The 18,932-nt window shown below is 65.6% G+C and carries 17 protein-coding genes; 4 read left to right on the top strand and 13 right to left on the bottom strand.

Annotation, left to right across the window (positions count from 1 at the left end; translation table 11 throughout):
* The first annotated feature begins 134 nt into the window (after positions 1 to 134).
* Both C84B14_RS07380 and C84B14_RS07375 read left to right on the top strand, forming a co-directional pair.
* Positions 135 to 1,517 (top strand): YjiH family protein, encoded by a 1,383-nt coding sequence (locus C84B14_RS07380; protein WP_353222982.1) that lies wholly within the window; start codon positions 135 to 137, stop codon positions 1,515 to 1,517.
* A 241-nt stretch (positions 1,518 to 1,758) separates the two neighbouring features.
* Positions 1,759 to 2,886, top strand: coding sequence for an MBL fold metallo-hydrolase (locus C84B14_RS07375; protein ID WP_353222980.1), 1,128 nt, complete (start codon positions 1,759 to 1,761; stop codon positions 2,884 to 2,886).
* 16 nt (positions 2,887 to 2,902) lie between these two features.
* On the opposite strand, the gene guaB is transcribed toward C84B14_RS07375, so the two are convergent.
* Positions 2,903 to 4,369 carry an IMP dehydrogenase gene (gene guaB, locus C84B14_RS07370; RefSeq protein WP_353223015.1) on the bottom strand — a complete coding sequence of 489 codons (1,467 nt, stop codon included), beginning with the start codon at positions 4,367 to 4,369 and terminating at the stop codon, positions 2,903 to 2,905.
* A gap of 253 nt (positions 4,370 to 4,622) precedes the next feature.
* Here guaB and xseA point away from each other — a divergent pair, with 253 nt between their 5' ends.
* Positions 4,623 to 5,993, top strand: coding sequence for an exodeoxyribonuclease VII large subunit (gene xseA, locus C84B14_RS07365; protein WP_353222978.1), 1,371 nt, complete (start codon positions 4,623 to 4,625; stop codon positions 5,991 to 5,993).
* Positions 5,994 to 6,089: 96 nt separating this feature from the next.
* Positions 6,090 to 7,181 (top strand): SH3 domain-containing protein, encoded by a 1,092-nt coding sequence (locus C84B14_RS07360; RefSeq protein ID WP_353222976.1) that lies wholly within the window; start codon positions 6,090 to 6,092, stop codon positions 7,179 to 7,181.
* Positions 7,182 to 7,652: 471 nt separating this feature from the next.
* On the opposite strand, the gene der is transcribed toward C84B14_RS07360, so the two are convergent.
* From der to C84B14_RS07300, 12 genes are all read right to left on the bottom strand, one after another.
* A complete protein-coding gene (gene der, locus C84B14_RS07355; protein WP_353222974.1) occupies positions 7,653 to 8,999 on the bottom strand; it encodes a ribosome biogenesis GTPase Der in 1,347 nt (448 codons plus the stop codon).
* A gap of 56 nt (positions 9,000 to 9,055) precedes the next feature.
* Positions 9,056 to 10,240 (bottom strand): outer membrane protein assembly factor BamB, encoded by a 1,185-nt coding sequence (gene bamB, locus C84B14_RS07350; protein ID WP_353222972.1) that lies wholly within the window; start codon positions 10,238 to 10,240, stop codon positions 9,056 to 9,058.
* Positions 10,237 to 10,905 (bottom strand): tetratricopeptide repeat protein, encoded by a 669-nt coding sequence (locus C84B14_RS07345; protein WP_348764927.1) that lies wholly within the window; start codon positions 10,903 to 10,905, stop codon positions 10,237 to 10,239. Before C84B14_RS07345 ends, bamB begins: the two co-directional genes overlap by 4 nt.
* A gap of 73 nt (positions 10,906 to 10,978) precedes the next feature.
* A complete protein-coding gene (gene hisS, locus C84B14_RS07340) occupies positions 10,979 to 12,253 on the bottom strand; it encodes a histidine--tRNA ligase (protein WP_348764926.1) in 1,275 nt (424 codons plus the stop codon).
* Positions 12,254 to 12,270: 17 nt separating this feature from the next.
* The gene (locus C84B14_RS07335) at positions 12,271 to 13,305 is read right to left on the bottom strand and encodes a helix-turn-helix domain-containing protein (RefSeq protein ID WP_353222970.1); all 1,035 of its coding nucleotides are present in this window, start codon (positions 13,303 to 13,305) and stop codon (positions 12,271 to 12,273) included.
* Positions 13,305 to 14,057, bottom strand: a complete 753-nt coding sequence (pilW, locus tag C84B14_RS07330; RefSeq protein ID WP_353222968.1) for a type IV pilus biogenesis/stability protein PilW — start codon at positions 14,055 to 14,057, stop codon at positions 13,305 to 13,307. The genes C84B14_RS07335 and pilW overlap by 1 nt, the downstream gene beginning before the upstream one ends.
* On the bottom strand, positions 14,054 to 15,235 hold the full coding sequence (gene rlmN / locus C84B14_RS07325) for a dual-specificity RNA methyltransferase RlmN (protein ID WP_348764923.1): 1,182 nt from the start codon (positions 15,233 to 15,235) through the stop codon (positions 14,054 to 14,056). The genes pilW and rlmN overlap by 4 nt, the downstream gene beginning before the upstream one ends.
* Before the next feature lie 22 nt (positions 15,236 to 15,257).
* Positions 15,258 to 15,683, bottom strand: coding sequence for a nucleoside-diphosphate kinase (gene ndk, locus C84B14_RS07320; protein ID WP_348764922.1), 426 nt, complete (start codon positions 15,681 to 15,683; stop codon positions 15,258 to 15,260).
* Between the two features lie 126 nt (positions 15,684 to 15,809).
* On the bottom strand, positions 15,810 to 16,157 hold the full coding sequence (locus tag C84B14_RS07315; protein ID WP_348764921.1) for a HesB/IscA family protein: 348 nt from the start codon (positions 16,155 to 16,157) through the stop codon (positions 15,810 to 15,812).
* A gap of 33 nt (positions 16,158 to 16,190) precedes the next feature.
* On the bottom strand, positions 16,191 to 16,502 hold the full coding sequence (locus tag C84B14_RS07310; RefSeq protein WP_353222964.1) for an iron-sulfur cluster assembly scaffold protein: 312 nt from the start codon (positions 16,500 to 16,502) through the stop codon (positions 16,191 to 16,193).
* Positions 16,503 to 16,573: 71 nt separating this feature from the next.
* Entirely contained in the window at positions 16,574 to 17,740 is a 1,167-nt protein-coding gene (locus C84B14_RS07305) for a cysteine desulfurase family protein (protein WP_353222962.1), read from the bottom strand.
* Complete coding sequence (locus C84B14_RS07300; RefSeq protein WP_353222960.1) at positions 17,737 to 18,900, bottom strand: cysteine desulfurase family protein; 1,164 nt, start codon at positions 18,898 to 18,900, stop codon at positions 17,737 to 17,739. Before C84B14_RS07300 ends, C84B14_RS07305 begins: the two co-directional genes overlap by 4 nt.
* Between the last annotated feature and the right edge of the window lie 32 nt (positions 18,901 to 18,932).

The raw sequence follows: 18,932 nt of genomic DNA, 5'->3' as shown, positions 1-18,932 counted from the left end.
CTCGACATTCGCGCACCATCGCGCAGCGAGCCGCGCGATCCGACCACAGCATCCGACCACGGCATCCGAGGGTAAACGCGCGCTGCAAGCGGCCCGCCTGCCCCGCCATTCAAAACAAGCCCACGAACTAATCCATGGCCGACTCCGATTCATCCATCGCCGGCGCCCGCGGGCGCAACGGCTTCGATTACCGTGCCTTCCTGCGCTTTGCCATTCCCTCGCTGCTGGGCGTACTGGCGTTCCTCACGCCGTTAGTCGACGACGGCGAGATCACCATCGGCCTGGCCATTCTGTCGAACGCGCTGGCGGCACTGCTGGACGGCTGGCTTGGTCCAATCGCGGGCGTGGTGCTGAGCGTATCGGCCGTGCTGACGCTGGCCACCAGCCTCACTCGCGCCGCGCCCGAAAAGCCGGGGCTGTTCGACCAGCTGTTCAACGTAGGCATCGGCTATGCCCTGCTCCGGCTGGTGGGCGCGGTATTTGCGCTGATGACCCTGTTCGGCATGGGCCCGGAATTCGTGATCAGCGAAGATACCGGCCAGGTGGTGCTCTTTGATGTGATCGCAGCCCTTGTGGCGTTCTTCTTCTTTGCCTCCTTCCTGCTGCCGCTGCTGACGGACTTCGGCGGCATGGAATTCGTGGGCACCCTGCTGCATCGCTTCTTTCGCAAGGTGTTCGACCTGCCAGGCCGGTCGGCCGTGGATGCGACGGCCTCCTGGCTGGGCGATGGCACGGTGGGCGTGATCATCACCTCGCGCCAGTACGAAAACGGCTACTACTCGGCACGGGAATCGGCCGTGATTGCGACGAACTTCTCGATCGTCTCCATCACCTTTGCGCTGCTGGTCGCCAACTTCACCGAAATCGGCCACCTATTCATTCCGTTCTATCTCACGGTGACGGCCGCCGGGCTTATCGCCGCGGTGATCGTGCCGCGCCTGCCGCCGCTGTCGCGCAAGCCGGACAGCTACTGGCCGGCCGAAGGCCGCCAGGCGCCGGTCGACAAACCGCGCGACCTGTCGCTGTTTCGCTGGGGGCTGAACAGCGCCATGCAGCGGGCCGCCCATGCCCCGGGGCCGACCCGGCTTCTGCGCGACGGGGCCACCACCTATGCAGAAATCCTGTTCGGCCTGCTGCCGCTGATCATGGCGATCGGTACCACCGGTATCGCCATCGCCGAATACACGCCCATCTTCAACTGGCTGACGGCCCCGCTCGTGCCCGTGCTGGAAGCCATGCAGGTGCCGGAAGCCGCCAAGGCCGCGCCCGCCCTGCTGGCCGGCTTTGCCGACATGTTCCTGCCCTCGATTCTGGCCAGCTCTATCGAAAGCGAGTTCACCCGTTTCGTGATCGCCGCGCTCTCGGTCACGCAGCTGATTTATATGTCCGAAGTGGGCGCGGTGATCCTCAAATCGAAAGTGCCGCTCAACATCTTCGAACTGGGCGCGATCTTTCTGATCCGCACCGTGGTGACGTTCCCGATTATCGTGGCCATCGCGCACTTGCTGGTGTTCTAGGCGCGGTCGGCGAAGCCTGCGCCAAGCCGGCCTCGGTTGTAGTTTGACCCCACGCCGTGACGGGCCGTCGATCCAAGCTGAGCGGCGGTCGGCCGCTCGCCCGGCTCAGTACGGGGCCCGCCCATGTTTTGACAAAACCCGTACGCTTCGGCCTTATGATGCCGAGGGCCTCTTTTGCAAAGGTTGCCATGCGGTTTCGACGCGCTTTTCCTGCCGCGGTGGCCCACGGCTGGGGCAGGCCATGAACACCAACGCCCGATGCGATGAACAGCCACCCCGCTGGCTCACCGGGCCGGCGCGGCGGCACACCCGCTTTGGCGAAACGCCGGCCTTTCGTGAAGGCCTGTATGCGCTCGGCCGCCACTGCCATGCGTGGATGGTGCCGAACGGTTCCTGGGGCGAAACCAACAGCGGGCTGGTGGTCTGCGGCAACCAGACCGTGCTTATCGATACCTGCTGGGACGTACGCACCACTCAAGCCGTGCTCGACGGTGCAGCCGATCTGCTCGGCAACGCGCCCATCGAGCACGTGATCAACAGCCATGCCGACGGCGATCACTGGTGGGGGAATCAGCTGCTGGCGGGTCGCCATATCATCGCCAGCGATGCCTGTATCGCCCAGATGGACGAACTCAAGCCAAACAGCCTGCGTGCCCTGTCCACGGCCAGCCGCGGCCTTGAATTCGTGCCGGGCCTGGGGCCGTTTTCCCGCTACATGCGCGGCATGTTCGCGCCCTACAATTTTGCCGACGTGCGTCTGACCTACCCCAACGACTCGTTCAGCGGCACGCATACCCTGGACGTGAACGGGGTCACCCTCGAACTGATCGAACTCGGCCCAGCCCATACCGAAGGCGACTGTGCGGTGTTCGTTCCCGACGAGCGCGTGGTGTATGCGGCCGACGTGCTGTTCGTGGGCGCCACGCCGCTGGCCTGGGCGGGGCCGATCGCCAACGTGGTGAGCGCACTCGAACGCCTGCTGGCACTCGAGGCCGATGTGTTCGTGCCGGGCCACGGGGCCATCGCCGGCCGCGCCGACGTACAGCAGACCCTCGATTACTGGGATTTCATCCAGACCGCGCTACACGCGGAAAAAACACGGGGCCGCCCGCCGACACAGGCAGCGCACGCCGTGGCACAAAGCGCGGCCTTCAAGCGCCAGCCGTTCGCGGCCTGGGACTCGCCCGAGCGTATCGTGACCAACGCCTTCACGCTGTATCGGGATTGGGGCGTGTCGCTACGCGACCTGCCCGAGCCGCTGGGGCGGCTGAATATCCTGCGCCGCCAGGCCGATCTCGCCCGCGCCATGCCGGGCGCCTGCCCGGCCTGCATGCACGGCGCCATGAAGGCGGCGACACGAAAGCCGTGACACCGCCCCCAGGATTTTAGTCCACGCGGTAGTTGGGCGCTTCCTTGACGATATGCACGTCGTGGACGTGCGATTCCTTGACGCCGGCCGCAGTGATTTGCACGAAGTTCGGCTGGGTGCGCATTTCGCTGATGTTGTGGCAGCCGGTATAGCCCATGGCGGCACGCAGGCCGCCGATGAGCTGGTGGACGATGCCGCCCACCGGGCCCTTGTAGGGCACCCGGCCTTCGATGCCTTCCGGCACGAGCTTCTGGATTTCTTCGGAGGGGTCCTGGAAGTAGCGGTCGGCCGAGCCGGAATCGCCGCTCATGGCGCCCAGCGAGCCCATGCCGCGATAGGCCTTGTAGGAGCGTCCCTGATAAAGCTCGATATCGCCCGGCGCTTCTTCGGTGCCGGCAAACATGCCGCCGATCATCACCGCATAGGCGCCCGCGGCAATGGCCTTGGCCACATCGCCGGAGTAGCGAATACCGCCATCGGCGATCAGCGGCACGTCGGTGCCTTGCAGCGCCGCGGCCACGTTGGCCACCGCCGAAATCTGCGGCACGCCGATACCGGCCACGATACGGGTGGTGCAGATCGAGCCCGGGCCGATGCCCACCTTCACGGCGTCCACGCCGGCTTCGACCAGCGCCTTGGCGCCTTCTGCCGTGCCGACGTTGCCGCCGATAATCTGCAGATCGCCAAAGCGCTGCTTGAGCTGGCGCACGGTATCCAGCACGCCGGAGGAATGGCCGTGGGCGGTATCCACCACCACCACGTCCACGCCCGCTTCGGCCAGGGCCTGAACACGGGCGAAGGTTTCCGGGCCGGGGCCGACGGCTGCGCCCACGCGCAGACTGCCGTGGGCATCCTTGCAGGCGTTGGGGAAGTCGGAGGACTTCTGGATGTCCTTGACCGTGATCATGCCGCGCAGCTCGAAGTCGTCGTTGACGACCAGAACCTTCTCGATGCGGTGCTGGTGAAACAGCCCCAGGATTTCGTCGCGGTCGGCGCCTTCGCGCACGGTGACGAGTTTTTCCTTGGGCGTCATCACGCTGGTGACCGGGGCGTCGAAACGGGTTTCGAAGCGCAGATCACGGCTGGTGACGATGCCTACCGGCACGCCCTTGTCGACGACCGGCACGCCAGAGATGCGGCTGCGGCGGGTGAGCTCGAGAACCTCACGGATGGTGGCATCGGGGCCGGTCGTGATGGGGTCGGAGATCACCCCGGATTCATATTTCTTGACCGTGCGTACGTGCTGCGCCTGCATTTCCGGCGGCATCGATTTGTGGATGATGCCGATACCGCCTTCCTGCGCCAGCGCGATTGCCAGCCCGGCCTCGGTGACCGTATCCATCGCCGCCGAAATCAGGGGCAGATTCAGCGTGATGTTGCGGGTCAGGCGCGTGGACAGGTCGACGTGGCGCGGCAGTACGTCGGAGTAGGCGGGCTGGAGCAGGACGTCGTCGAACGTCAGGGCTTGCTCGCTGATTCTCAGGGTCATAGGCTCGCCGGCAGTGGGCGGCTTTACGTGACCCGTATCGCCGCCGCAAAGACCGCGGATTATAAAGCAACATCTGCGCCTTTCATATAAGCCGACGTCGATGCGATCGTGGCCGGATCGTGCCGACGCCCGCCGTGCCGGGGTTGGCCACAGGTACAGCCATCGTTGTACCGTCACGTTGAATTGCCCACGAGGAACCCGCGCCGCGCGGCGCGGTCCATGCCCCAACCCGGACCACCTATATTTCATGAGCCGTACCGCCTCCGATTCGCGCATTGTGTTCAGCGTCAGCGAGCTGAATGCCTCGGTACGCCAGCTTCTCGAACACAGCTACGGGCTGCTCTGGGTCGAGGGCGAGATATCCAACCTCGCCCGTCCACGCTCGGGGCATATGTATTTCAGCCTCAAGGACGGCGATGCCCAGGTGCGCGCGGCGCTGTTTCGCGGCAAGGCACGCCTGATGCGTACGCCGCTAGCGGACGGCGATCAGGTACGCGTACGTGCCCGGGTGAGCCTGTATGCCGCGCGCGGCGATTATCAGCTCATCGTCGAGCACGTCGAGCCCGCCGGCGACGGCGCACTACGGCGGGCCTTCGAGCAGCTCAAGGCCAAACTCGACGCCGAGGGCCTGTTCGCCGCGGAGCGCAAGCGTGCCCTGCCCGCGGCCCCGGCACGCATCGGCGTGATCACCTCGGCCACGGGCGCGGCCATTCGCGACGTGCTCAGCGTGGTTTCGCGGCGTTTTCCGCTGGGCGCGGTACGCGTCTATCCGGTGCCGGTCCAGGGCGATGCCGCGCCGCCAGCCATCGTGAAAGCGCTCGCTCGCGCCAGCGAACGCGCCGACTGCGACGTGCTGCTGCTGGTGCGTGGCGGCGGCTCGCTCGAGGATTTATGGGCGTTCAACGACGAAAACGTCGCCCGTGCCATCGTTGCCAGCCGCATCCCCGTGGTGTCGGGCGTCGGCCACGAAGTCGACGTGACCATCGCCGATTTTGCCGCCGACGTACGTGCTGCCACGCCCTCGGCCGCGGCCGAACTGGTCTGTCCGGATCTGGGCGCGCGCGCCCAGGCGCTGCCGCGGCTGGCCGAGCAGCTCAATCGACGCATGGCCCAGCGCCTGCACCACGCCCGACAGCAGCTGGCCGGACTCGACGCACGCCTGGCGCGCCAGCACCCACGGCGCCGCCTGGAAGTGCCCATGCAGCGTCTCGACGTGGCCGAACAGCGCCTGCACCGCGCGCTGCGCCAGCACATCGAGCAGGCCCGGCTACGCCTTGCAACGCTCACGCGGCGCCTGCATCTTGCCTCGCCGCAGCGCCAGCTCACAGCACAGCAGAGTGCGCACGATGCGCGTGAAAGACGCCTGGGCCAAGCCATGCGCAGGCGCCTGGAGCAGGCCGATAGACGGCTCGCCAATGCCGGGCGTGGCCTGCATGCCGTGAGCCCGTTGCAGACGCTCGAACGCGGGTATGCTATCGCACGCGATGACCATAACCATGTCGTTCGTTCGGCCGATACAGTCAATGCGGGCGATTCGATCCAGGTGGTTCTGGCCCGTGGTCGGCTGGATTGCGAGGTCCGCGAAATTCATACCGACTTGGGCGCGGGGATTACCTGAGTCATGCCGCAGTGTGCCGGCGGCGCGTGACGCGAGGGGTACGTGTAGGCCGGCCTTTCATAACGACCCAATACTAAATCAAGGGGTTTTCGATCTATGCTGTTACCTCCGCACGCCGCGATCCGCGGCCGCTCCTTCGCTTTCGCCGTGTGCGTTACGGCGCTGTTACTGCTCGGTGGCTGTGCCGCCGGGCCGCGTATTGTCACCCCGGAACCACCGCCCATACCGGAAGGCGGCGACGCCGTCCCCGAAAGCAACGAGATCGTGTTGGCTGACGGCACGCAGATCGTGGCCGACGCGCCCTGGGGCCGTATCAAGATCGAGGCCGGCCCGGGCCTGCGCCGCGTCTATACCTGGCGTGGCAATCGTCGCGGTGTGATTCTGGAGCCGCGCAAGGAACGCTTCGCCGGCAGCATGGGTATTCAGTACGAAGGCCAGCCGCCAGTCTGGGAAGCCGCCGACGGGATCACGAAGGTGGACGTCGAGGAAGGCCAGCGCCGCTTCGAAACCGTGGACGACGCCATGATCTGGATGCAGATCCGGCGGCTGCGCTATGCCTACACCAACGACGGACTCGTGGTCGGCTGGAAGACCAAGGACGACACGCTCACGGTTGAGGTCTGGCAGTTCTATATCGATGGTCAGAAGCCCACCACCCTGCCCGGTGCCGACAACACCCGCGTGGCCGTAGGCCCGCTCGAGGTCGTACCCCAGCAGATGAAGCCGTATCTGGTATTCGCGGACGGTCATACCGAGCCCTACAACACCGAAACGGCGGCACAGCATTCGGGTGCCCGTGCCGAGAGCAAGGCCAGCACTTCCGTCATCTCCTGTAACTGGTTCCAGCGCACCTTTACGGATTGCAGTGAGCGCGCTGAAGCCGCGGCGAAAGCAAAGGCCCAGGCTGAAGCCGAGGCAAAAGCACAAGCCGAAGCTGCGGCGGCCGCCCAAGCCGAACGCGCTGCCGCCGCCGAGGCGAAGACCCCGGCGGAGCCCGAGTATCCGTCGGCGACTATCAGCGGTAGCACGGTCAATATCCGTGACGGATCGAGCACGAATTCCAAGGTCCTGTTCCAGGCCAAGGAAGGCGACGCGGTCGATATCCTGAAAGAGGATAAAGGCTGGCGTTACGTGAAGTTCGAAGACGACCGTAAAGGCTGGGTGGCTGACTTTTTGCTCAAGAAGTAGCGAGGCAGTCATTGCACCGCCAGCAGGGCGTCAGCCTGGCTGGCAGAAAAACCCGCGTCGCGTGACGCGGGTTTTTTATTGCGGAATGCTCTGCGGGTCGAATCGCGGGAGCATTGACGATTCGAACGCATGCGATGCGCCGCCGTCGCGCTTGCGCGCTGAACAGCCGTGCCCGTGACGCCAAAGCAGAAAAACGCATCGCGGCTATCCTTCGACCGGCGCTTGTCGTCGGTCCGCCAGCGCACGGCATCGCCACGCGCCCACACCGTTCAAACAACGGCTGCGCAGAGTGACAAGGCCGCCCAAGCCGCCCTTGCGAGCACCGTGCCCCGTGCCGATCGCACAAGAAGTTTTTATCCCGGGCTGTGCGCACGCAGAAATGCGCCGATGAGGCTGGACATGGACCGTTCGATCAACCGTGGCGCAGCCGGCTGGCCGCGGGACATCATCCACTCGCGCCGATAATATCGGTCAGGAGCGTTTGCGCTTGCTGCCGCGTTGCACGTAGGGATTATCGCTGTTCTTGAACACCAGATGGATCGGTGTGCCGAACAGGTCGAACTTCTCCCGGAAACGGCGCATGAGATAGCGCTTGTACTCGTCGGATAGCCGCTGGGTCTGGTTACCGTGGATGACGATCGTCGGCGGGTTGCGCCCGCCCTGATGGGCATAGCGCAGCTTGATCCGGCGACCGTGGATCGCCGGCGGCGAGTGGGCTTCCACCGCGTCTTCGAGCGTGCGCGAGAGCGCGTTCGTGCTCAGTTCGGCAAAGGCGGCCCGATGCGAGGCCTGGATGGCGTCCATGAGGTCGCGCAGGCCGGACCCGTGCAGCGCGGAAATGAATAACAGCGGCAGATAGTCGAAGGCGCCGATGCGTTTGACCAGTTCGGCGTGCAGCTTCTCGCGCTGCTTGTCTTCGAGGCCGTCCCATTTGTTCACCGCGATCACCGCCGCACGGCCGCGTTCGACGGCCATGTTCAACAGGCGGATGTCCTGGGTCGACAGGCCGCTGGCCGCGTCGAGCATGACAATGACAACCTGGGCGGCTTCCATGGCCTGCATGGCCTTGACCACGCTCACCTTTTCCACGTCGTCGTCGATACGCGCCCGGCGCCGGATACCGGCGGTATCGACAATCACATAGGGCTTGTCGTCAAAGCTGAATTCGCTGGCCACGGCATCGCGCGTGGTGCCCGGCGCATTCTGGGTGAGCATGCGGGTTTCGCCGAGCAGGCGGTTGACCAGCGTGGACTTGCCCGCATTGGGCCGCCCCAGCAGGGCCAGGCGAATGGCGCCGCGATGATGCGGCAACACCTGCGCACGCGGCGCCGGCAGATGCTCGAAAACGTGGGCGAGCAACAGCGAGATACGATCGCCGTGCGTGGCCGAGACCGCCCAGGGGTCGCCAAAGGCCAGCGCATGGAATTCCGCGACCGCGCTGGCGCCGACCTGCCCTTCGCTCTTGTTCACGACCACATGAACCGGGCGATCGATACGGCGCAGCTGCTCGGCGATGGTCTCGTCGCCGGCCATCAGACCCTGGCGCGAGTCGACCACGAACAGCACCACGTCGGCTTCTTCCAGCGCGGCCCGGGTCTGGGCCAGCGCCTGGGCGTCGATATCCTCGTCGTCCTGGCCGATACCGCCGGTATCCACCACGATGTAACGCTGGCCGTCATAGGTCGCGAAACCGTAGTGGCGATCGCGGGTCACGCCCGGCTGGTCGGCCACCAGCGCATCGCGGGTCCGCGTGAGCCGGTTGAACAGCGTGGACTTGCCGACGTTGGGCCGGCCCACCAGCGCGAGCACCGGCAGCACCGTGGGCGCCGGTGTATCGCTGACGTCTTCGAAATCGGGTTCGTCGGTAGTAATGGCTAGCGCTCGTCGCGGGCGGTGAAGCGTAGTGCAGCGACTTCACCATTGGCGCCGACCACGATCACGCGATCCCCCACCACCAGCGGCTGCGAGCGGATCGGTTCCTTGAACGGACGCCCGCGTGCGATCACGCGGCCGTCGTCGGCCGACAGCCAGTGTACGTAACCGTCGTAGTCGCCAACTACCAGGTCACCGGCCAGAAGCGCGGGGCCGGAGAGCTTGCGATATTCGAGGCCGTCCTGCTGCCAGCGTTCGTTGCCGGTCAGGCGATTGACCGCCCAGACCACGCTGTCACGATCGACGGCGTAGATGTTGCCTTCGTCCAGCGCCAGCGCCTTTTCCGAGGCCAGCTCGTGACGCCAGCGTACGCGCCCCGACGTGGTGGCCAGCGAAGCCAGCTGCCCGCCCGCGCTCACGGCATAGAGTTCGTTGTTGACCACCAGCGGGTCGGCGTCGATATCGACGATACGCTCCAGCTCCGAGCGGCCGCTCGGAAAGGCAATGGTCTGCGACCAGCGTTCTTCGCCGGTGGCCACGTCCAGCGCCAGTACGTTGCCGTTGTCCAGGCCGGCATAGACCGTGTCGCCGACGATGACCGGCGACGACGTGCCGCGCAGGGTCAGCGTCGGCACGTTGCGCTCGATGCTCCAGCGGCGCTTGCCGTCGGCCATGTCGAGTGCCACGAGCCGACCGTCGAGCGTACGCGCTACCGCGGTGTCATCGGTGGCCGCCGGCGCGGAAATGATTTCGCTCGACAGCGCCGCGGTCCATTCGCGCTCTCCGGTCTCGGCCGACAGGGCCACGACCTGACCGTCGCGTGTGCCGAGCAACAGCCGGCCGCCGGCCAGCGACGGCCCGGAGATCAGCCGATCGCCGGTGCGTGAACGCCAGATCTTGCGGCCCGTGGCCAGATCGAGCGCCATGACGTAGCCGTCCTTGTTACCGACATAGAGGCGTTCGCCTTTGACTACCGGCTCGAAGCCGCTGACGTAGTCGCCGGCGCCCTCGCCCGCGTCGGTCTTCCAGACCGTCTGCATGCGATAGGCCGGCGACTCGAGCGTGGCCAGCGGCGTCGGCTCGGCCACGTTCGAACCGCCGCCACAGGCGGTCAGCACTGCGCTGCTCACGGCCAATACGACGGCCGCACCGGTGGTCTTGAGGAACGTATTGTTTCGATGATTCATGATGAAGCGCTGTTCGAGTCGGTCGGCGCGTCGGCGGCATCGGCCGGCGCGTTGTCGGCAATCTTGGTTTCGAGCGCCCGGGTGGCGATATCCGGCGGCAGGCTTTCCAGGGCGATCTGATACGCCTTGTAGGCGCCTTCACGATCGCCCTGGGCGGCCAGAATATCGCCGCGCGTTTCGGCATAGAGCGCATCGAAGGCCGCCGGGTGCTCGCTATCGAGCAGGCTCAATGCCTCGTCCGGCTTGTCCTGGGTCCACAACAGACGGGCCGCGCGAACGCGGGCGATATGCGCCACGCCCTCGTTGGCGGCGTTTTCGCTCACCCAGACCAGCTGCTCGCGGGCCTTGTCGTAGTCCTGCTGTTGTACGTACTGGCTGGCCAGCCGCATGGCGGCATCTGCGGCATACGGCGTGTCCGCATAGTCGTTTTTCAGGCGCTCGACGGTTTCCAGGGCCTTGTCGTCGACGCTGTCACCGGCCAGGGCCGGTTCGATCTGCTGATAGATATCGGCGGCCTTTACGGCCTGGCGATCCTGATACCACTGCCAGCCCTGCCAGCCGATGATCACCACCAGCCCGAGCACGACCCCGATTACCAGCGCCGAACCGTTGCCTGCCCAGAATCTTTTCAGGCGGCTCATCTCGTCGTTATCGAATTCGGCCATGCGTTGCGCTTTGCTTTGTTATTGATTGGAAAACACGAAGATACAGACTGCGAATCGGCGGCGTCGTTCCCGACTAGCCGGCCAGTAGCGTGGCGATACGTTCGGCTGCGGCATCGATGGCCACGCGTTCCTGTTCGCGCGCATCGGTCAGCGGCTTGATCTGGATCTCGTCGGCAGCGGCCTCGTCGTCGCCGAATATCAGCGCCAGCTGCGCGCCGCTCTTGTCGGCCCGCTTGAACTGCGACTTCATGCTGCCGCCGCCGGCGTGCACCCGCAGGCGCAGCTCGGGCAGCGCGTCACGCAGCGCCTCGGCCAGCGCCGGCACGCGTGCAGACGTGCTATCGCCGGTATGGATGAGATAGACCTGCGGCTTGAGGTCGTCCAGGGGCACGTTCTGATCGAGCATGAGCGCAATCAGGCGCTCCACACCGAGGGCGAAGCCCATCGCCGGCGTCGCGCTGCCGCCCAGCTGTTCGACCAGACCGTCGAAGCGCCCACCGGAGCAGACCGCGTCCTGGGCCCCGAGATCGGCGGTGATCCACTCGAACACCGTACGCGTGTAATAGTCCAGGCCGCGTACGAGGCGGGGGTTGATCGTGTAGTCGATACCCAGCGCTTCCAGCCCCTGGCACAGCCCCTCGAAGTGGGCACTCGACTCGGCGCCGAGATATTCGCGCAGCGTGGGTGCTTCGGCCACCAGATCGGCCATGGCCGGGTTCTTGGTATCGAGAATACGCAGCGGATTACGATCCAGGCGGCGCTTGCTGTCTTCATCGAGCCGCTCGTGATGCGCGCTGAAGTAGGCATGCAGCGCGTCGCGATAATCGGCGCGTTCTTCGGGGGTGCCTAGGGTGTTGATCTGCAGGCGCATGCCGGTGACGCCGAGCGCGGCGAACAGGCGTGCGGCCATGGCGATCTGTTCGATATCCACATCCGGCCCGATCTGGCCGAAAGCCTCGACGCCGAACTGATGGAACTGGCGATAGCGGCCCTTCTGTGGTCGCTCGTAGCGAAACATCGGGCCGGTATACCAAAGACGCTGGGTGGCGTTGTGCAACAGGCCGTGCTCGATACCGGCACGCACCGCGCCGGCCGTACCCTCGGGGCGCAGCGACAACGATTCGCCACCGCGATCCTCGAAGGTGTACATCTCTTTTTCGACGATGTCGGTCACTTCGCCCACCGCCCGCTTGAACAGGCCCGTGCGCTCCATGATCGGCAGCCGGATCTGTTCGTAGCCGTAGCCGGCGAACACGCGTGCCGCCACGCGTTCGAGGGTGGCCCAGGCGGCGTTGTCGGCCGGGAGGATGTCGTTCATCCCGCGGATGGACTGAATACGCTGGCTCATGGATCGAACGAACTTCTTTAGCTGTCGCGGGCTTCGACGGTCAGTCGGGCGGTGCTGTTGCTGGTGGTCTGCGACTTGACGTCGACGTCTTCGCCGCCGATCGTCATGGAAACCCCCGGCGCATAGCCGAGCGTGATCCGATACGGCGCTTCGCCATCGAACTCGCGGCTGTCGCCGGCATCGTAAATGCCGGTGAGCAGACGCGACCCGCTGGCATCGCGAATATCCACCCAGGAGCGGTCGGTAAAGGTCACCACCAGATGATTGGCAGCCACCTGCGGCTGCGGCGGCGGCGCCTGCTCGCGCTCACGGCGCTCGGCTTCGCGGTCAATGCCGAGCGTGTCGTTGACGTTGCGCCCGCCCATGCGCTGACCGGTGCTGGCGCCCGCAGACCCGGCGGGCGCATCGCTGCCGGAGCGCATGCCGTTGCCGGAGGCGCCGGTACCCGGCGATACGCGCAGGCTGGTGCCGGAATCACGCGAGCTGCGGGGCATGCCGCCGCCGGTCGCACTGCTGTTGCCGCTGCCCACCGTCGGGCGTTGCGTGCTTTCGGAAATACCGGCGGTGCCGGTGCCGCTGGCGGCGCCGTTTTCGTCGGGCAGATCGGCGTCGGGCATGAAGATAAACACCGCGCCGACCACGGCGAGCAGCACCACCACGCCGATCGCGCCGAAGGCGCGCCAGTTCGGCGGCGTGACGTCCTGCGGCACCACTTCCACCGCGGCCGGCTGTGCCGTGGCCGACGAGGTTTTCTTGCCGCCCCAGGCGGCATAGGCCGCCATCATGCGCTCAGTGTCGATATCCAGCACCTTGGCGCACTGACGATAGTAGCCGCCGGCGAAGATGGGCTGCGAGAGCTCATCGAACTGGTTGTTTTCCAGCGCATGGACGGCTTTCTCGGACAGCTTGGTTTCCGCGCAGAGGTCCTCTACGGACCAGTCGTGGGCAAGCCGTCCTTCGCGCAGAATCTCGCCCGGCGATTGCATGTCCGAACGGCTACGGCCGGCGCGCTCGCCTGCCTGTTCTTCGGAAGACTGTGTCGGTTCGTTCATCAGCGCGATTGCTCCAGTTGGCGCAGCGACAACGTCGCACTTGGTTCGCGGGCATTATGGCGCTCGATATAGGCTGCGGCCGCATCGCGATCGCCGAGCGCGAGTTCTATGCGCGCGGCCAGCAGCAGCTGATCGGCGTCGAGCTGGGCGACGCCGTCGGCGCGTTCGTTGAAGGCCCGGGCACGCAGGAAATCGCCCTGCTCGAACTGCAGCCGGGCCATACCCGTAAGTGCCGTGAGCTGCTCTGAATCCATGGCGAGCGCCTGGCGATAATGCTGCTCGGCGCTCTTCGCCTGCCCCGCTCGGTGCAGGCACAGCCCGGCGTTGGCCATGGCATCCGCACGCCCCGGATAGCGCTCGTCGTTTGCCGAGCGTTCGAAATAGCGAACGGCGCGATCAACGTCGCCCTGCTTGCACAGGAACGCCGCATAGCTGTTGTAGATCGCCGCATTCGGCTGCAGGCCGAGCGTTTTTTCGTAGTAGCGTTTCGCGTCCTCGTCCTCGCCAACGCGCTCGCTGACGATGGCCATGCCCCAGTTCGCGGTCGTATTGCTGCTGTCGTAATCCAGGGCGCGCTTGAAACGCGACAGGGCATTCTCGTTGTCCTGCTTGCGCAGGAAATCGGCGCCCAGGCTGGCATTGGCTTCTGCCGCACGCTGGTTGTCGACGGCGTTTTTGCCACCGGCACAACCGGCCAACGCTACGAGCACGGACAGCAGCGCGATAACCGCCCCCGAACGCAGCCTGCTCATACCGGTGTGGCCCGTTTGCTCTCGACCCGTATCGGCACGTCGCGAAAATGGCGCTTCTGCTTGCTGCGTACGCGCCCGACCAGCTGGCCGCAGGCCGCGTCGATATCGTCGCCGCGGGTGCGCCGCACCGTCGTACGCAGTCCCTTGTTGTGAAGGATGTCCTGAAACTGGCGAATACGGGCTTCGTCGGGCCGGCTGTAGCCGCTGCCTTCAAACGCGTTGAACGGGATGAGGTTGATCTTGGCCGGTCGATCGGCCAGCAGTTTGACCAGCCCGCGCGCCTGCTCGGGGTTGTCGTTCACGCCGTTGAGCAGCACGTATTCGTAGACGACGTGGGCACGACGCTGCTTGCCTTCGACATAGCGATCGCAGGCGCCCATCAGCTCGGCCAGCGGATACTTGCGATTGATCGGCACGAGCTCGTCGCGCAGCGCGTCGGTGGGCGCATGCAGCGACACGGCCAGGGCAACATCGACTTCTTCTCGCAGGCGATCCATAAACGGCACCATACCCGAAGTCGACACCGTAACCCGCCGTTTCGACAGGCCAAAGCCGTAGTCGTCGAGCAGGATGCGAATCGCCGGCACCACCGCTCGGTAGTTGGCCAGCGGCTCGCCCATGCCCATGAACACGATGTTCGAGAGTGCCCGCTCGCCGTGCACCATGCCCTGGGCACGCAGGTCATGCTCGGCCATCCACACCTGACCGACGATTTCGGCGGTGGTCAGGTTGCGGTTGAGCCCCTGCTTGCCCGTGGCACAGAACGAACAATCCAGCGCGCAGCCAATCTGCGACGAAATACACAGCGTCGCGCGATCGGCTTCGGGGATATAGACCGCCTCGATGGCATTGTCCGGGTCCAGATCCTCGGTCACCGCGAGCAGCCATTTGCGGGTGCCATCGCTGGCTTTCTGCTCGCGGATCTTGGCCGGCGGCCGAATCTCGGCGATGTCGGGCAGACGCTCACGCAGCGCCTTGGACAGATCCGTCATCGCCGAAAAGTCGGTCACGCCGCGGGCATAGATCCACTGCATGACCTGCTTGGCCCGAAACGCGGATTCGCCATGTTCACGAAAAAAGGCCGACATGGCCTCGCGATCCAGACCGAACAGGTTCACGCGCGCGGTTTTGGCCGGCGTTGTGGCAGTGTCGGTGGTGTCGCTGACGATCGTACTCATGAGCGAATAGCGCGGTTGCGAACTAGCGCGGGCAGAGGCCGTCCTGCCCGAAGAAGAAAGCGATTTCCTGTTCCGCGGTTTCCGGCGCGTCCGAGCCGTGTACGGCGTTGGCGTCGATGGATTCGGCGAAATCGCCGCGGATGGTGCCGGCTTCGGCTTCCTTGGGGTTGGTCGCGCCCATCAGGTCGCGGTTCTTGGCGATGGCGTTCTCGCCTTCAAGCGCCTGCACCATGACCGGACCGGAGATCATGAACGACACCAGGTCGTTGAAGAAGCCACGCTCGGAGTGCACGGCATAGAATTTTTCTGCGTCCTCTCGGGACAGCTGCACCATACGCGCGCCGATGATGCGCAGGTCGGCCTTCTCGAACCGGCTGAGAATCTCGCCGATTACGTTCTTGGCGACGGCATCGGGCTTGATGATGGACAGGGTGCGCTCAACGGCCATGGGTTCTCCCTAATGGAACTACAAAATCGATTAAAAACGTCGCGCCAGCAGCGCGCTGGTGCGAAAGCTAACCTCCCATTGTAGCGTTTGGAAGCGCGGCTTGTCAGGCGGACCGCGTTCGAGGCGCTATACGGTGAACGACTCGCCGCAACCGCAGGCGTTCTTGGCGTGGGGGTTTTCGAACCGAAACATGCGGTTAAGCCCTTCCGACCGAAAATCCAGCGTGGTGCCCTTGAGGACCGGCAGATGCTTGCGATTGACCACCACTTTGGCACCGTAGCCTTCGAAGACGTCGTCCTCGGCGCCGATTTCGTCGGCGTAGTCCATGGTGTACATATAACCGCTGCAACCGGACTTGCGCACACCCACGCGCAGCCCGATACCGCTGCCGCGCTTGGACAGCTGGTTTTTGATGCGCTCGGCCGCGGCCGGCGTCAGCGTGATCTCTTCGGGTTCGACTAGCGTTTCACTCATGAGCTCATCATCCCAGATAAACCAAGCATTGTTCTAGGGGCCCCAGTCCGCCAGCGCTGCGTTGAGTGCGTCGAGCACCAACAGCGCGGCATAGCGTTCGGCGGGCGCCAGGCACAGGGCCTTGTCAAAATCCTTGCTATTAAGACTTCGTGCCGTCTCGATCGTTCGGCCCTGCAACCATTCGCAGGCCCAGTCCGCGCAGGCAATCGCCACCGGCGGGCCGAACACCGCGAACGCTGCCTGCGCGATATATTCCGAGCCGGCCTCGCCCTGCGCTGCCAGAAAGAGCCGGCAATGCGCGTCCGCTGCCGGCGTATCGGCACGCCCGGAACCTTGCCATTGCATGATGACACAATCCGCCAACGCGTGCTGCGGCCTTAAAAATCGCGCCTGCCAGACCGGCACTGCCGGCTGCCTCATGCCGCGTCCGCGATACGCCGCAGACGCATCACCTCGTCGATGAATCGATTCGCGGCGGCCTCGACCTGTGCCAGCGTGGTCGATACGCCCAGCGTAAAACGAATACTTGCCCCGGCCTGACGCGGCGTACGCCCCATGGCGCGCAGCACGTACGACGACTGACCCTTGGCCGCGCTGCAGGCAGCCCCGGACGATACCGCCAGCGCGGGCGTACCGGCAGTCAGCCCCATGAGCAGCGCATCGCCGTGCACGCCGGCAACGCTGACGTTGAGAAACGCCGCAGCCGTATGGGCCGGCGCGCCGTTTCTTACAACGCCATCAATGCCGGCAAGCGCGTCGGCCAGATGTTCGCGCAGTACCGCGAGGCGCTTTTGTTCGCTATCGCGGATCGCTGCGACATGAGCCGCCGCCGCACCGAACCCGGCGATCTGATGCGTCGCCAGCGTGCCGGAACGCAGCCCGCGCTGCTGGCCGCCGCCGTGCAGCTGGGCCGCCAGGCCGGTGCGGGGGCGCACGTACAGCGCCCCGATGCCCTTGGGCCCGCCGATCTTGTGCGCAGAAAGCGACAGCAGGGCGATATTCATGGCCTTCACGTCGATGACCAGCCGCCCAAGGCTCTGGGCCGCATCCACATGCAGGGCCACGCCGTGTGCGTTGCAGCGCTCGCCCACGGCGGCAATATCCTGAATCACTCCGGTTTCGTTGTTCACGTGCATGATGGAAACCAGCGTCGCGCCGTCTGCGAGCGCTGCCTCGAGCGCGTCGAGATCGATACGCCCATCCGCCTGAACCGCCAGCCGCGTCACCCGCGTGCCGTGTTTCTCCAGCCACGCGAGCGTATCGAGAGTGGCGCTGTGCTCGGTGACCACGCTCACAATATGGGTGTCGGCACCGCCAAACGCGGCCGTGCCCTTGAGCGCGAGGTTGATCGACTCCGTGGCGCCCGAGGTCCAGACCAGATCCTTTACCTGCGCATTGATCAGCCGGGCCAGGTCTTCGGCCGCGGCATCGATCAGCCGCGCGGCGTCGCGACCGGGCCCGTGCGGTGATGCCGGGTTCGCATCCGTGGCCACCAGCGCCTGCTGCATGATTTCGATCACGCCCGGCGACAACGGCGCGGTGGCGGCATGATCGAGATAGATCGTCGAATCCGTCGTAGTCATCCCATCACGGAGGCGCTGATACGCCCCGGCATGGCACCGCCGCCGTCTGCCAGGCGACCCAGAGCGAGCAGAAACTGCTGGATTTCCGCCAGCGTGTTCTGCGGACCGAGGCTGACCCGAATGGCGCCCTGAGCCACATCCGGGGCGATGCCCATGGCCAGCAGTACCGGGCTGGGCTCGCCCGTGCCCGCCGCGCAGGCCGAGCCCGAGGACACCGCGATATCCTCGCGGTCGAGCAGCATGAGCAGCCCCTCGCCGTCGTAGCCGGCCACCGCGAACTGGCAGGTATTCGCCAGCCGTTCGGCTTGCGCCGAAAACCGGGTGATACCGGGCATGGCGTCGAGCCCGATTTCCAGCTGCTCGCGCAGATCGCGCATATGCGCGATTTCCGATGTGCGCTGGTTCATCAGGCGCGCGGCCGCCGCGCCGAAGCCGACGATGCCCGCCACGTTGTAGCTGCCCGAACGCAGGCCCTGCTCGTGGCCGCCGCCATGCACCAGCGGCGCCATGTCCATATGCTTGTCCACGATCAATGCGCCCACGCCTTTGGGGCCCTGGATCTTGTGCGACGACAGGCTCGCGCAGTGCGCGCCGCTGGCGGCAAAATCGAAATCCAGCTTGCCCATCGCCTGTACCGCATCGGTATGCAGCCAGGCACCGGCCGCGCGTACGAGGCGCGCGATCGCAGGCATGTCCTGGAGCACGCCGGTTTCGTTATTGGCGACCATGATCGACACCAGCGCGACGTCGCCGTCGTCGAGCTGATGTTTCAGGTCGGCGAGGTCGACCCGGCCCTGGCCATCGACCGCGACCCGATCGATACGCCAGCCGTCGCGCTCCAGCGCCCCCGCGGCGTCGGTGATGGCCGGATGTTCGATCGGCGAAATCAGCATCCGCCCCGGCGCACGCATGGCGGCAACGCCCTTGAGCGCCATGTTGTCGGCCTCGGTGCCGCCGGCCGTGAAGATGACCTGAGACGGATGCGCGTTGACGCAGTCGGCGACCTGGCCCCGCGCGGCATCGACGGCGGCCCGGGCTTCACGCCCGGCGCGGTGCAGCGACGAGGCATTGCCGTGGCGTTCGGTCAACCACGGGCGCATCGCCTCGAAGACCTCCGGATGTAGCGGTGTGGTCGCGTTGTGATCGAAATAAATCGTCATGACGGCTCGCGGCCTCTGCCGCGCTTTGGTCG

The organism is Salinisphaera sp. C84B14 (genome assembly GCF_040361435.1).
Classification (GTDB): domain Bacteria; phylum Pseudomonadota; class Gammaproteobacteria; order Nevskiales; family Salinisphaeraceae; genus Salinisphaera.
Note: the sequence above shows the minus strand (reverse complement) of the source record. Positions and strands in the feature narration are given on the sequence as shown.